Source organism: Streptomyces coeruleorubidus (assembly GCF_008705135.1).
In the GTDB taxonomy this organism is placed as follows: domain Bacteria; phylum Actinomycetota; class Actinomycetes; order Streptomycetales; family Streptomycetaceae; genus Streptomyces; species Streptomyces coeruleofuscus.
Map to the genome: position 1 here is coordinate 8,891,280 of NZ_CP023694.1, position 12,857 is coordinate 8,904,136.

Sequence of the window (12,857 nt, forward strand, 5' to 3'; positions counted from 1 at the left end):
ACGCCTCCTTTCGTCGGCGCGTGCTCACAGCCGCCTGCCGATGCGGGATGCGACTCGAGTGAGCCGGAACCAGTAGAAGCCGTGGCCCCCGAGGGTCAGCAGGTACGGCAGTTCGCCGATCGCGGGGAAGCGGACCCCGCCGAACAGCTCGACCGGATGGCGCCCGGCGAACTCGCGCAGATCGAGTTCGGTGGGCTGGGCGAACCGCGCGAAGTTGTTCACGCACAGCACCAGGTCGTCCTCGTACTCCCGCAGGAACGCCAGCACCGCGGGGTTGGAGGAGGACAGCTCGGTGTACGAACCGAGGCCGAAGGCCGGGTTCTGCTTGCGGATCTCGATCATGCGGCGGGTCCAGTGCAGCAGCGACGACGGCGAGGCCATGGACGCCTCGACGTTGGTGACCTGGTGGCCGTAGACCGGGTCCATGATCGCCGGCAGGTAGAGGCGGCCGGGGTCGCAGGTGGAGAACCCGGCGTTGCGGTCCGGGGTCCACTGCATCGGCGTGCGCACCGCGTCGCGGTCGCCGAGCCAGATGTTGTCGCCCATGCCGATCTCGTCGCCGTAGTAGAGGATCGGCGAGCCGGGCAGGGCCAGCAGCAGCGCGGTGAACAGCTCGATGGTGTGCCGGTCGTTGTCCAGCAGGGGAGCGAGCCGCCTGCGAATGCCGATGTTGGCGCGCATCCGCGGGTCCTTGGCGTACTCGGCCCACATGTAGTCGCGCTCTTCGTCGGTGACCATCTCGAGCGTCAGCTCGTCGTGGTTGCGCAGGAACATGCCCCACTGGCAGCCCGAGGGGATGGCCGGGGTCTTGGCCAGGATCTCGGAGACGGGGTAGCGGGACTCGCGCCGCACGGCCATGAAGATGCGCGGCATGACCGGGAAGTGGAAGGCCATGTGGCACTCGTCGCCGCCGGCCGCGTAGTCGCCGAAGTAGTCGACGACGTCCTCGGGCCACTGGTTGGCCTCGGCGAGCAGCACGGTGTCCGGGTACTGCGTGTCGATCTCGCGGCGGACGCGCTTGAGGAACGCGTGGGTGGCGGGGAGGTTCTCGCAGTTGGTGTCCTCGGCCGCGTACAGGTACGGCACCGCGTCCAGCCGGAAGCCGTCGATGCCCAGGTCCAGCCAAAATTTCAGCGCGGCCAGGATCTCCTCCTGGACGCGCGCGTTCTCGTAGTTGAGGTCCGGTTGGTGCGAGAAGAAGCGGTGGAAGAAGTACTGGCCGCGCACCGGGTCGAACGTCCAGTTCGACGTCTCGGTGTCGACGAAGATGATCCGCGCGTCCGGGTAGCCCTTGTCGTCGTCGGCCCACACGTAGTAGTCGCCGTAGGGGCCGTCGGGGTCCTTGCGCGACTCCTGGAACCACGGGTGCTGGTCGCTGGTGTGGTTCATGACGAAGTCGATGATCACGCGCATGCCGCGCTGGTGGGCGGCGTCGACGAACTCCACGAAGTCGGCCAGGTCACCGAACTCCGGGAGTACGGCGGTGTAGTCGGAGACGTCGTAGCCGCCGTCGCGCAGGGGCGACTTGAAGAACGGCGGCAGCCACAGGCAGTCGACGCCGAGCCACTGGAGGTAGTCGAGTTTCGAGGTCAGGCCCTTCAGGTCACCGACGCCGTCGCCGTCGCTGTCCTGGAACGAGCGGACGAGCACCTCGTAGAAGACGGCGCGCTTGAACCACTCCGGGTCCCGGTCCCTGACGGGGGTGTCCTCGAAGGTGTCCGGCACGGGTTCGTTCACGGTCATGACGTTCCTGCCCCTCCGTTCCCTTGCGCGGCGGGCGGCGACAGGACGTGGAAGACGTGCGCGGGAGCCCGCCCCGGCTCGAGACGCACGTAGTTGTTCCTGCTCCAGTGGTAGGTCTCGCCGGTGAGCTCGTCGCGTACCGGCACCGACTCGTGCCAGTCCAGGCCGAGTTGGGGCATGTCCAGCGAGACCGTGGCCTCCTGGGTGTGGTGGGGGTCGAGGTTGGCGACCACCAGGAGGACATCGGACCCGGTGCGCTTGCTGTACGCGAGGAGCGCGTCGTTGTCGGTGTGGTGGAAGCGGAGGTTCCTGAGCCGGTGCAGCGCGGGGTGTTCCCGGCGGATGGTGTTGAGCCTGGTGAGCAGCGGGGTGATGGTGCGTCCCTCGCGTTCGGCGGCCTCCCAGTCGCGGTGCCTGAGCTGGTACTTCTCCGAGTCGAGGTACTCCTCGCTGCCTTCCCTGAGCGGGGTGTTCTCGCACAGTTCGTAGCCGGAGTAGATGCCCCAGGCCGGCGACAGCGTGGCGGCGAGGACGGCGCGGACCTCGAAGGCGGGGCGGCCGCCGTGCTGGAGGTAGGCGTGCAGGATGTCGGGGGTGTTGGCGAAGAAGTTCGGCCGCATGTACGAGGCGGCCTCGCCCGACAGCTCCGTGAGGTACTCGGTCAGCTCTTCCTTGGTGTTGCGCCAGGTGAAGTACGTGTAGGACTGCTGGAAGCCGATCTGGGCCAGGGTGTGCATCATCGCCGGGCGGGTGAACGCCTCCGCCAGGAAGATCACATCGGGGTCGGTGCGGTTGATGTCCGCGATGACCCGCTCCCAGAAGACGACCGGCTTGGTGTGCGGGTTGTCCACCCGGAAGATCCGCACCCCGCAGTCCATCCAGTGCCGCAGCACCCGGCAGGTCTCGGCGATCAGGCCGTCCATGTCGGCGTCGAAGGCGATGGGGTAGATGTCCTGGTACTTCTTCGGCGGGTTCTCCGCGTAGGCGATGGTGCCGTCAGGGCGGTGGTGGAACCACTCGGGGTGTTTTTGCACCCAGGGGTGGTCCGGGGAGCACTGCAGCGCGAAGTCCAGCGCGACTTCCATGCCCAGCTCCCGGGCCTGGGCCACGAACCAGACGAAGTCGTCCAGGGTGCCCAGATCGGGGTGGACGGCGTCGTGGCCGCCCTCCGGCGAGCCGATCGCCCAGGGCACGCCGACGTCGTCGGGGCCGGGGGAGAGGGTGTTGTTCCTGCCCTTGCGGAAGGTGGTGCCGATCGGGTGGATGGGGGGCAGGTAGACCACGTCGAAGCCCATCGCCGCGATCGCCGGCAGCCGTCGGGCGGCGGTGCGGAAGGTGCCGTGCGGTTGCTGCCGGGTGCCCTCCGAGCGCGGGAAGAACTCGTACCAGGAGCCGTACAGGGCCCGCTCCCGCTCGACGAGCAGGGGCAGCGGCTCGGAGGTGGTGACCAGGTCCCGCAGCGGATGCCGGGCCAGCACCCCGTCCACCTGAGGCGTCAGCGCCGCCGCCAGCCGCGCCACCGGGGGCAGCGAGTCGTCGCGCAGCGCCTTCGCCGCGTCGAGCAGCACGCCGCGGCCGGCTTCCCTGGGAACGCCGGCCGCCGCTCGCTCGTAGAGATCGGCGCCCTCTTCGAGGACCAGACCGGGGTCGATGCCGGCCGGTACCTTTATGCCCGCCGTGTGGCGCCAGGTGGCCACCGGATCGCTCCAGGCCTCCACCCGGTACGTCCAGCGGCCGACGGCGTCCGCGGTGACCTCGGCGCCCCAGCGGTCGCTTCCCGGGGCCAGTTCACGCATCGGCGTCCACGGGCCGGGGCGGCCCTCGGGATCCTTCAGGACGACATTGGCGGCGACCACGTCGTGCCCCTCCCGGAACACGGTGGCGGTGACCTCGAACGTCTCTCCCACGACCGCCTTGGCCGGCCGGTTGCCGCACTCCACGGCCGGGCGGACGTCCCGTACCGGGATACGGCCGATGGCCCGGGTCCTACTCATGGTCCTCACCTCCACCGTGCTCGGAAGCCGGGCCCACGGGCCCGGTTCAGGGGACGAGATGTGCGGGGCGGCTACCGTCCCGCGGGGGAGCGCCGCTCCGCCGCCGGCGGTCTTCGCCAGACCGCGGCGGCCGGACGGGGCCGTTCGTTCTGGTCCTGCAGACAGGTGACCGGCTGTTCCTGGAGACAGGTGACCTGCTGTTCCTCCAGATAGGTGACCTGGTTCGTGCGCAGGTACCGCTCGGCCGCGTCCGCCGCCTCCCGAGCGCAGCGCTTGCCCATCAGCACGCAGAGCGTGTAGCCGGAGTCCTCGAAGGTGGCCCGCACCGTGCGGTCGTTCGGTGCCGCGAGCATCACGCGTTCCCAGGCCCGGTAACGCCGCAACTGCCGGGCGACTTCGGCTTTGGCGGGTAGCAGCATGGCGCCGATCACCTTTCGGGCTCGAGGGGCACGGTCTCCCGACGGTCGGACGGCGGCCGCTGCCCACAGCGGCACGGACCCGTAACGGCGATCGAGTTCTTCACACATGGTGCACGTGTGACAACGCAGCGTCTTGTTGGATCTTCAACCAATGGCGGCTCGACTGAGCCGTTGAGGTCATCCGGGAGTGCTCACTTGGGTGGTCGAGCGGCTCAACTGTGCGCTCGTGTTGCACGAACGGGCTAGCACCCTCAGGCTGAGGGTGACTCAGAAGCGATACACGCTCACGTTCCGTGTTCGGGGCTCGTCCCGCAGGACCGCGGGAGCGAGGAGGAGCTGAGCTTCGCGGTGAGGAGCCGACCGATGAAGACCGCAGTGCCCTGCTACTACCACCTCGACGTGGAAGTCAGCCCGGAACGGGTGGGACAGGTCAGCCGCATTCTGGCCGCTCACCTGAAGTTCTGGGACCTGGACAACCTGGTCCAGCCCGTCTGCGGCGGTGCCGAGATGCTGCTCAAGGCCATAGACGAACACGCCACGGACAAGAACACGTCGATCGAGATGTGGTGGAACGGCCAGCACCTGATCACCGCCATCGGGGACAACGACCGCGCCCTGCGCCCGGACCAGGAACTGCGTGGCTGCCTGGAGCACCTCGCGGCGATGAGCGACGGCTGGGGCTGCTGCGCCACCGAGACCGGCAGCAAGGTCATCTGGTTCTCCCAGCGCGCCCGCGCCGGCGAACGCGTCCCGCTGGTGCCGACCGCGCCCGCCCCGCACCTGCGCGAGGGTCTCGACGTGCCCCGCGAGGTGCGGATCGCCCAGCTGGCCGGTCCGGCCAGTACCGCGGACGAGGTCCTGGAGGACGCCCGGTGACCCGGCGGCAGACCCGGAAAGGGGCGTCCGCGTGGAGCGGACGCCCCTACCCGCTGGGCGCGGAGTACGACGGGGAGGGCACGAACTTCGCCCTCTTCAGCGAGGTGGCCGAACGTGTCGAGCTGGTCCTCGTCGACGAGGACGGCACCCACACCCAGGTGCCGCTGACCGAAGTCGACGGCTTCGTCTGGCACGGCTACCTCCCCGGCGTCGGCCCCGGCCAGCGCTACGGCTACCGCGTGCACGGGCCGTGGGCCCCGGCCGCCGGCCACCGCTGCAACCCGGCGAAGCTGCTCCTCGACCCCTACGCACGCGCGGTCGACGGGCAGATCGACAACCACCCCTCGCTCTACGAACGGAACCCGGACGGTCCCGACCCGGCCGACAGCGCCGGGCACACCATGCTCGGTGTGGTGACCGACCCGGCCTTCGACTGGGGCGACGACACCCGGCCCTGCCGGCCCTACGCCGACACGGTGATCTACGAGGCACACGTCAAGGGCCTGACCCGCACCCACCCCGACGTCCCCGCCGAACTCCGCGGCACCTACGCCGGACTCGCGCACCCGGCGGCCGTCGAGCACCTCACCTCGCTGGGCATCACCGCGGTGGAGCTGATGCCGGTGCACCAGTTCGTCCACGACGGCGTGCTGCACGACCGCGGCCTGGCCAACTACTGGGGCTACAACACGATCGGCTTCTTCGCGCCGCACAACGGCTACGCCGCCCACGGCACCCGCGGCCAGCAGGTCGCCGAGTTCAAGTCGATGGTGAAGACCCTGCACGCGGCCGGGCTCGAGGTGATCCTCGACGTGGTCTACAACCACACCGCCGAGGGCAACGAGAAGGGCCCCACGCTGTCCTTCCGCGGCATCGACAACTCCTCGTACTACCGCCTGGTCGACGGCGACTGGGAGCATTACTACGACACCACCGGCACCGGCAACAGCCTGCTGATGCGCCACCCCTACGTGCTCCAGCTGATCATGGACTCGCTGCGGTACTGGGTCACCGAGATGCACATCGACGGCTTCCGCTTCGACCTCGCGGCCACCCTGGCCAGGCAGTTCCACGAGGTGGACCGGCTGTCGGCGTTCTTCGACCTCATCCAGCAGGACCCGGTGATCAGCCGCGTGAAGCTGATCGCGGAGCCGTGGGACGTCGGTGAAGGCGGCTACCAGGTGGGCAACTTCCCGCCGCTGTGGTCGGAGTGGAACGGCATGTACCGCGACGCGGTGCGCGACTTCTGGCGCGGGGAGGACCACACGCTCGGCGAGTTCGCCTCCCGGCTGACCGGCTCCTCGGACCTGTACCAGCACAGCAGGCGCCGCCCCCGGGCCAGCGTCAACTTCGTCACCGCGCACGACGGCTTCACGCTGCGCGACCTCGTCTCCTACAACGACAAGCACAACGACGCCAACGGCGAGGACAACCAGGACGGCGAGAGCACCAACCGGTCCTGGAACTGCGGCGCCGAGGGCGCGACCCGGGACCCGGCCGTGCTGGAGCTGCGCGCCCGCCAGCAGCGCAACTTCCTCGCCACGCTGCTGCTCTCCCAGGGCATCCCGATGCTCTGCCACGGCGACGAACTGGGGCGCACCCAGCGAGGCAACAACAACGCCTACTGCCAGGACAACGAGATCTCCTGGATCGACTGGCGGCTCACCGAGGAACAGCGCGACCTGCTGGAGTTCACCCGGTACGTCATCCGGCTGCGCACCGGTCACCCCGTGCTCCGCCGGCGCCGTTTCTTCCTCGGCGAGACCCTGACCCGTGCGGACCAGCCGCTGCCCGACCTGGTGTGGCTGGCGCCGGACGCCCAGGAGATGACCGACGAGGACTGGCAGCGCGGCGACGCGCACTGCGTCGGCGTCTTCCTCAACGGCGACGCCATCGCCGAGCCCGACCCGCGCGGCCGCCCCGTGGTCGACGACTCGTTCCTCCTGCTGTTCAACAGCCACTGGGAGCCGGTCGCCTTCCGCCTCCCGGACGCCACCTACGGCGAACGCTGGACGGCCCTGATCGACACCGCCGAGCCGGAGGGCACCCCCGACGAATCGGAACACAAGGCGGGCACGGCCCTGACGGTCGGGCCCCGCACCATGGTCCTGCTGTCCCGCCCGTCCCGACGCGCCCGCGACGAGGCGGAGTAACAGCGGCAACCGACCCGGTACGCACGCCGACGCATGAGTCACCGTCCTGGTGGGCGAGTCGCCGTTCCCGGCGGGCGCGTCACTGTTCCTGGTCGGGGAGTCGCCGTTCCTGGCGGGCGGTCACCGGCGGGCGTGTCACCGCTCCCGGTGGGCGCGTCACCGTCCCAGGCGGCCCGTCACCGTCCCCGGTGGGCGAGTCACCGTCCCCGGCGGCCCGTCACCGTCCCCGGCGGGTCGCCGTTCGCGGTGGGCGGTCACGGCGGGCCGTCACCGCTCCCGGCGGGCGCGTCACCGCGTTCCTGGTGGGCGAGTCACCCTTCGCGGTGGGCGGGCGGTCACGGCGGGCCGTCACCGTTCCTGGTGGGCGAGTCGCCGTCCCCGGCGGCCCGTCACCGTCCCCGGTGGGGGAGTCGCCGTTCCGGCGGGCGGTCACGGCGGGCCGTCACTGCTCCCGGTGGGCGAGCCGCCGTCCAGCGCGCGCGTCACCATCCCCGGCGGGCGAGTCACCGTTCCCGGCGGCTCGTCACTGCTCCCGGTGGGCGAGCCGCCGTCCCGGCGCGCGCGTCACCGCTCCCGGCGGGCCGTCACCGTTCCCGGCGGCTCGTCACCGTGAACTGTGCGCCGTCGTGGTCGCGCAGCACCGCCTCGTCGCTGCCCTTGGACAGCACGCTGCCGCCGTGCAGTTCCGCGGCCCGGGTGCAGGCCTCGACGTCGTCGACGGTGAAGTGGACCTGCCAGTGCGGCCGGATCGTCGGGTCGGGGGCCGCTTCCAGCGCTCCCGACTCGATGCGCGCCACCACGTCGCCGCGGCTGCGCAGGACGACCTCCCCGCCCTCGTAGTGGACCTCGCAGCAGCCGGGGCTCTCCGACGCCCAGTCGAGGACCTCGCCGTAGAAGATGGCGGCGTCGAAGGCGTCACGCGTGTGCAGCGTGATGAAGGCCGGCTGCGCGTTGCGCCAGGTCTCCCAGTCGGTGAACAGGTCGCCCTCCCAGATCCCGAAGGTCGCCCCGTCCCGGTCGGCCAGCAGCGCCGCCCGCCCCGGCGGCAGCGAGATCGGCCCGACCGCGACCGTGCCCATGCGCTCCTGCACCCGCGCCACCGCGTCGTCCGCGCTCCGCACGGCGAAGTACGGCGTCCACGCCACCGCCATCTGCCACATGGTGGCCACCCCCGCGATCCCGGCCACCGGCGAGCCGTCCGCCAGCGCGATCCGGAACCGGTCGCCGAGCTTGGCCGGCCGCCATTGCCAGCCCAGCACGGCGCCGTAGAACTCCTCGGTCGCCTTGACGTCCCTGCTGGTCAGACTCACCCAACAGGGTGCGCCGAATACGGAGTGTGATGAGACGACGTCCTTTGTGCCGGAGGGGATGGGGGTGTCGTGGTTCATGGCAGTCGCGTCCTGATCTCGTCGGCCTGGCAGCCACCGGAGGAATGACACCAGTGTCCAACCGGAACCGCTGTGGGCGCCTGCCGAGTACCCCGGCGACGGCAGCGAAACGGAGTGGTGGACCGGCCTGGACCGCCCCGGTGGCACCGGGCGGGCCGAGTGACGACGATGGAGGCGTCGGACACTGCGTCAAGGCACTCAAGCACTCCACGAGGCCATGGGGACAGCGGCGCACCGGACCCGGAGGTGACCATGCCCACGGACGGGGGCTCGGAGCGGATCTTCGAGTTGCAGGAAGAGGTCCGGCAGCTGAAGGAGGCGGTCGTCTCTCACGCGGTCGTGGACCAGGCGATCGGGATGGTCGTCGTGCTCGGCCGGATCTCGCCGGACCAGGGCTGGGCCGTGCTCAAGGAGGTCTCCCAGCACACCAACATCAAGCTGCGCAACGTCGCCGAAATGATCCTCGTCTGGGGACGCACCGGTGCCATGCCCCGGGAGATAAGGGCCGAGCTGGAGGACGCCCTCGACCGCGCCGGACCGACCCAGATCCCCGAAGCGCCGCCGGAGCAGTGATCTGCCCGGCGGCGCCGCCCTGGGGTTGTGGGTTCACCTGGCCTCGGTCAGCAGCTCCTCACGCAGATGGGCGAAGCAGCTGCTGAGCAGCCGGGAGACGTGCATCTGCGAGATCCCGAGCTGGTCCGCGATGCGGCTCTGCGTCATGCCCTTGAAGAACCGCAGGTAGAGGATGATCCGCTCGCGTTCCGGCAGCGCCTCCAGGCAGGGCTTGACGGCCACGCGGTTGACCACGGTGTCGAAGGCCGGGTCCGGCCCGCCGATCGCGTCCCCGAGGGCGTAGCCGTCCGTGCCGGGCATCTCCGCCTCCAGCGACAGGGCGGAGAAGCACTCCAGGGCCTCCATGCCGGTGCGCACCTCGCCCTCGGTGAGGTGGGCGTACTCGGCGATCTCGGCGATCGTGGGGGAGCGGCCGGAGGTGGTCTGCGACAGCTCCTTCGCGGCGTGCCGCACCCGGTTGCGCAGGTCCTGGACCCGGCGGGGGACGTGCAGCGTCCACATGTGGTCGCGGAAGTGGCGTTTGATCTCGCCGGTGACCGTCGGCACGGCGTAGGCCTCGAAGGCGTTGCCGCGCGCCGGGTCGTAGTGGTCGACGGCCTTGACGAGACCGAGGGCCGCCACCTGGTAGAGGTCCTCCAGGGCCTCGCCACGGCCCCGGAAGCGGACGGCGATCCGCTCGGCCATGGGCAGCCAGGCCTCGACCAGTTCGTCGCGCAGGGCCTTGCGCTCGGGCCCCTCGGGCAGCCGCGCGAGACGTTCGAACGCCTCGGCGGTGTCGGGGGCGTCGTCGTGGGGGTGCGTTCTGGTGCTGCCGGCGATACGCATGGTGCGCACCTCCCTGAGCAGGTGCCGAAAGGACAGACACCGTGGGAAGCGCGGACTCGAACCTCACGGAGGGCACCGCGGGCCCGGGCGGCTCCCACGGACGTGCCTCCTGTCCGAAGCACTTCATCGCCCATTCCCGGGCGGGGAGACTACGAAACATTTCAGACAATACGCTCATTTGTGACCCCAGGCGTCCCGGAGAGCGGCTGCCGTTTCGAGTAGATCTCTTGACCCCGCCTCGGAGCATTTATCTCTTTAGCAGAGCTGATCTCGCCGCATGGAGCCGGAGACCTTTCCCCGAAGAGCTGGCCGACGCGCTCGTCGGGGTCCAGAGGCTGATGCGGCGTCGCCTGCGCCGTGAGATGCCCGACCCCCGGCTGCGCGGCGCCGAGGTGGAGTTGCTGCGCCTGGTCGTGACGCGACCCGGCATCGGCGTCTCCGACGCGGCCAAGGACCTCGGGCTGGCGGCCAACTCGGTGTCGACCCTGGTCAACCAGCTCGTAGGGGCGGGCTATCTGGTCCGCGAGACCGACCCGGCCGACCGGCGGGCCGCCCGGCTGCTGCCCACGCCCGCCGCCGGGACACGGCTGCGCGAGTGGCGCCGCCGCCGCGCCGATCTCGTACGACGCCATGTGTCGCGGCTCGACGAGGCGGACCGCCAGGCACTGCACGCGGCGATCCCGGCCTGCGCAAGCTGGCCGGCACCCTGCACGAGGAGGCCGAGGATACATGACCCCGGACACCGACCGACCACAGGCCGACGCCGTCGCCTGCGCCGGGCTCGTCCACGCCTTCGGCGAGACCCGGGCCGTGGACGGGCCCTGCTCGGCGTGGCACTGACCTGGAACCCGCTCAAGCTGCTCGCCGTCGCCGCGATCGTCGTCCTCGGCTCGGCCTTCTTCTCCTGCCTGTCGATGACCATCGCCGGCATCGTCCTCAGCCGCGACCGCCTCATGGGCATCGGACAGGCGATCACCATGCCGCTGTTCTTCGGCTCCAGCGCCCTGTACCCGGTCTCCGTGATGCCGGGCTGGCTCCAGGCGGTCAGCAAGGCCACCCCGCTCAGCTACGAGGTGGACGCCCTGCGCGGGCTCCTGCTCGGCACGCCCCACCACCTGGCCTCCGACTTCGCGGTGCTGTTGGTGGCCGCCGCCCTCGGCGTCACCGCGGCCTCGGCCCTGCTGGGCCGTCTGGCCCGTTGATCTTCACTCGTGGAAGTGATGTGCGGCACGCCGGGGCAAGCGCTTTCGCGAACTGTTCCCGGATAACCGCTGGGCACGGCTTGATCACCGATCAAAAGGGATGAACTGCCTGGCCACAGCGCATTCTGCTCATTTGACAGTGCGCTGAGACCACAGATAGGAAGCAGCTTCCAGAGGTCGAGAGGTGCAGAGTGTACGAGCCGAACGTGGTCGGGGACTGGCAGGAGTACGACGAGCATGCCGGTCTGCGCGTCCGCGTCCACCGTCTGGAACTGGCCGAGCCGCCCCGCGGCCGCGACGACGCCGCGGAGGGGCTGACGTACTTCAGCCTCCGCGTGACCGTCGAGAACCGCGGCAGCCGGCATCTCGGCATCCACCTCGAGGACGGCCAGATCGATGTGCGGATCGGGCCGGAGGGGGAGAGTGCCTTCCTCGACTGGCGCAACTCGCAGTTCATCGAGGGCTTCGACGTCTACCCGCTGCGCCGGGCCACCGCCGTGCTGTACGCGGCCGGCGCCGAGGCGTCCCTGAGCCTCGTGGACGTCCAGGTCCAGCTGCGCGTCGAGGAGGAGTGGGCCGACCGCCGGCTGTGGTCGGGCGGCATCGGCGCGCACGCGGGGGCCCAGCAGGGCGCGGTGCGCGACAGCCTCGCCCACCAGGTGAGCGTCTTCCTCCAGGATCAGGCGGGGGAAGGCACCGCCTGATCCCGCGTCAGGGCGCCCGGCCGGTCAGTGCGGGATGCCGTCGATGATCTCGCGGGCACCCTGGCGCAGCAGCGCCACGGCCACCGACGTGCCGAGCGTGGCCGGGTCGAGCCGGCCCGCCCACTCGTGGGCGTTCAGCCGGGTCTTGCCGTCCGGGGTGAACACACAGGCCCGGAGGGACAGTTCACCGCTGCGGTCCACCTGCGCGAACCCGGCGATCGGGCTGTTGCAGTGCCCCTGGAGCACGTGCAGGAACATGCGCTCGGCGGTGGTCTCCCGGTGGGTGTCCGGGTCGCCGAGACCGCTCACCGCGTCGATCAGGTCGGCGTCGTCCTCACGGCATTGCAGCGCCAGCACGCCCGCGCCGATGGGCGGCATCATCGTCTCGGTGGAGAGGATCTCGCTGATCACGTCCTGCCGGCCGATGCGCTCCAGGCCGGAGACCGCGAGCAGCAGCGCGTCGGCCTCTCCGGCGGCCAGCTTCGCCAGGCGCCGGTTGGCGTTGCCCCGGAACGGCACGCACTCCAGATGCGGATGGGTGGCGGCCAGTTGGGCGACCCGGCGGACCGAGGAGGTGCCGATCCGGGTCCCGGCCGGCAGCTCGTCCAGGGTGAGGCCGCCCGGGTGGATGAGGGCGTCCCGGACGTCGTCCCGCTTGAGGAACGCGGCGAACACCGTCCCCGCCGGCAGCGGCCGGTCGGCGGGCACGTCCTTCACGCAGTGCACGGCGAGATCGGCCTCACCGGCCAGCAGCGCCGCGTCGACCTCCTTGGTGAACGCGCCCTTGCCCTCGACCTTGGACAGGTCGCCCATCCACTTGTCGCCGGTGGTCTTCACCGGGACGACCTCGGTGCGCACTCCGGGATGGGCGGCGGCCAGCTCGCCCCGGACTCGCTCCACCTGGGCGAGCGCCATGGGGGAGTCGCGGGAGACGATGCGGATCAGTTCGGGGACGGACATGCGGACACGATAGTCCCTCC

The 12,857-nt window shown here is 70.6% G+C and carries 11 protein-coding genes; 5 read left to right on the top strand and 6 right to left on the bottom strand.

The features are described 5' to 3' along the window. Positions 1-24: 24 nt before the first annotated feature. The 3 genes from treS to CP976_RS40510 all read right to left on the bottom strand — a co-directional run bounded on the left by treS (position 25) and on the right by CP976_RS40510 (position 4,156). Entirely contained in the window at positions 25-1,743 is a 1,719-nt protein-coding gene (gene treS, locus CP976_RS40500; protein ID WP_150484818.1) for a maltose alpha-D-glucosyltransferase, read from the bottom strand. Beyond that, positions 1,740-3,737: an alpha-1,4-glucan--maltose-1-phosphate maltosyltransferase gene (locus CP976_RS40505; protein ID WP_150484819.1), complete on the bottom strand. Its 1,998-nt coding sequence runs from the start codon at positions 3,735-3,737 to the stop codon at positions 1,740-1,742. The genes treS and CP976_RS40505 overlap by 4 nt, the downstream gene beginning before the upstream one ends. Positions 3,738-3,808: 71 nt before the next feature. Continuing rightward, the gene (locus CP976_RS40510) at positions 3,809-4,156 is read right to left on the bottom strand and encodes a DUF5133 domain-containing protein (protein ID WP_150484820.1); all 348 of its coding nucleotides are present in this window, start codon (positions 4,154-4,156) and stop codon (positions 3,809-3,811) included. A gap of 363 nt (positions 4,157-4,519) precedes the next feature. On the opposite strand from CP976_RS40510, the gene CP976_RS40515 reads away from it, so the two are divergent. After that, complete coding sequence (locus CP976_RS40515; RefSeq protein ID WP_150484821.1) at positions 4,520-5,032, top strand: pep a2; 513 nt, start codon at positions 4,520-4,522, stop codon at positions 5,030-5,032. Next, positions 5,029-7,185 (top strand): glycogen debranching protein GlgX, encoded by a 2,157-nt coding sequence (gene glgX / locus CP976_RS40520; RefSeq protein WP_150484822.1) that lies wholly within the window; start codon positions 5,029-5,031, stop codon positions 7,183-7,185. The genes CP976_RS40515 and glgX overlap by 4 nt, the downstream gene beginning before the upstream one ends. 584 nt (positions 7,186-7,769) lie before the next feature. Here the strand turns inward: glgX and CP976_RS40525 are convergent. Then, positions 7,770-8,573, bottom strand: coding sequence for a VOC family protein (locus CP976_RS40525; RefSeq protein ID WP_086855090.1), 804 nt, complete (start codon positions 8,571-8,573; stop codon positions 7,770-7,772). A gap of 252 nt (positions 8,574-8,825) precedes the next feature. Here CP976_RS40525 and CP976_RS40530 point away from each other — a divergent pair, with 252 nt between their 5' ends. Further along, complete coding sequence (locus CP976_RS40530) at positions 8,826-9,146, top strand: ANTAR domain-containing protein (RefSeq protein WP_190146960.1); 321 nt, start codon at positions 8,826-8,828, stop codon at positions 9,144-9,146. 33 nt (positions 9,147-9,179) lie between these two features. Here the strand turns inward: CP976_RS40530 and CP976_RS40535 are convergent, their stop codons facing one another. After that, the gene (locus tag CP976_RS40535; RefSeq protein WP_150484824.1) at positions 9,180-9,971 is read right to left on the bottom strand and encodes an RNA polymerase sigma factor SigF; all 792 of its coding nucleotides are present in this window, start codon (positions 9,969-9,971) and stop codon (positions 9,180-9,182) included. Positions 9,972-10,309: 338 nt separating this feature from the next. On the opposite strand from CP976_RS40535, the gene CP976_RS44120 reads away from it, so the two are divergent. Both CP976_RS44120 and CP976_RS40555 read left to right on the top strand, forming a co-directional pair. Continuing rightward, positions 10,310-11,173 carry an ABC transporter permease gene (locus tag CP976_RS44120; RefSeq protein WP_229875932.1) on the top strand — a complete coding sequence of 288 codons (864 nt, stop codon included), beginning with the start codon at positions 10,310-10,312 and terminating at the stop codon, positions 11,171-11,173. 191 nt (positions 11,174-11,364) lie between these two features. Then, positions 11,365-11,877 (top strand): hypothetical protein, encoded by a 513-nt coding sequence (locus CP976_RS40555; protein ID WP_150484825.1) that lies wholly within the window; start codon positions 11,365-11,367, stop codon positions 11,875-11,877. A 24-nt stretch (positions 11,878-11,901) separates the two neighbouring features. On the opposite strand, the gene hemC is transcribed toward CP976_RS40555, so the two are convergent. Next, positions 11,902-12,837 carry a hydroxymethylbilane synthase gene (hemC, locus tag CP976_RS40560; RefSeq protein WP_150484826.1) on the bottom strand — a complete coding sequence of 312 codons (936 nt, stop codon included), beginning with the start codon at positions 12,835-12,837 and terminating at the stop codon, positions 11,902-11,904. Positions 12,838-12,857: the final 20 nt, after the last annotated feature.

Bases quoted from the DNA above. Each gene is read 5' to 3' on its own strand.
- CP976_RS40535 (WP_150484824.1), bottom strand. From the start codon at position 9,971: ATGCGTATCGCCGGCAGCACCAGAACGCACCCCCACGACGACGCCCCC.
- CP976_RS44120 (WP_229875932.1), top strand. From the start codon at position 10,310: ATGCGGCGTCGCCTGCGCCGTGAGATGCCCGACCCCCGGCTGCGCGGC.
- CP976_RS40530 (WP_190146960.1), top strand. From the start codon at position 8,826: ATGCCCACGGACGGGGGCTCGGAGCGGATCTTCGAGTTGCAGGAAGAG.
- hemC (WP_150484826.1), bottom strand. From the start codon at position 12,837: ATGTCCGTCCCCGAACTGATCCGCATCGTCTCCCGCGACTCCCCCATG.
- CP976_RS40515 (WP_150484821.1), top strand. From the start codon at position 4,520: ATGAAGACCGCAGTGCCCTGCTACTACCACCTCGACGTGGAAGTCAGC.
- CP976_RS40510 (WP_150484820.1), bottom strand. From the start codon at position 4,156: ATGCTGCTACCCGCCAAAGCCGAAGTCGCCCGGCAGTTGCGGCGTTAC.
- CP976_RS40525 (WP_086855090.1), bottom strand. From the start codon at position 8,573: ATGAACCACGACACCCCCATCCCCTCCGGCACAAAGGACGTCGTCTCA.
- treS (WP_150484818.1), bottom strand. From the start codon at position 1,743: ATGACCGTGAACGAACCCGTGCCGGACACCTTCGAGGACACCCCCGTC.
- CP976_RS40505 (WP_150484819.1), bottom strand. From the start codon at position 3,737: ATGAGTAGGACCCGGGCCATCGGCCGTATCCCGGTACGGGACGTCCGC.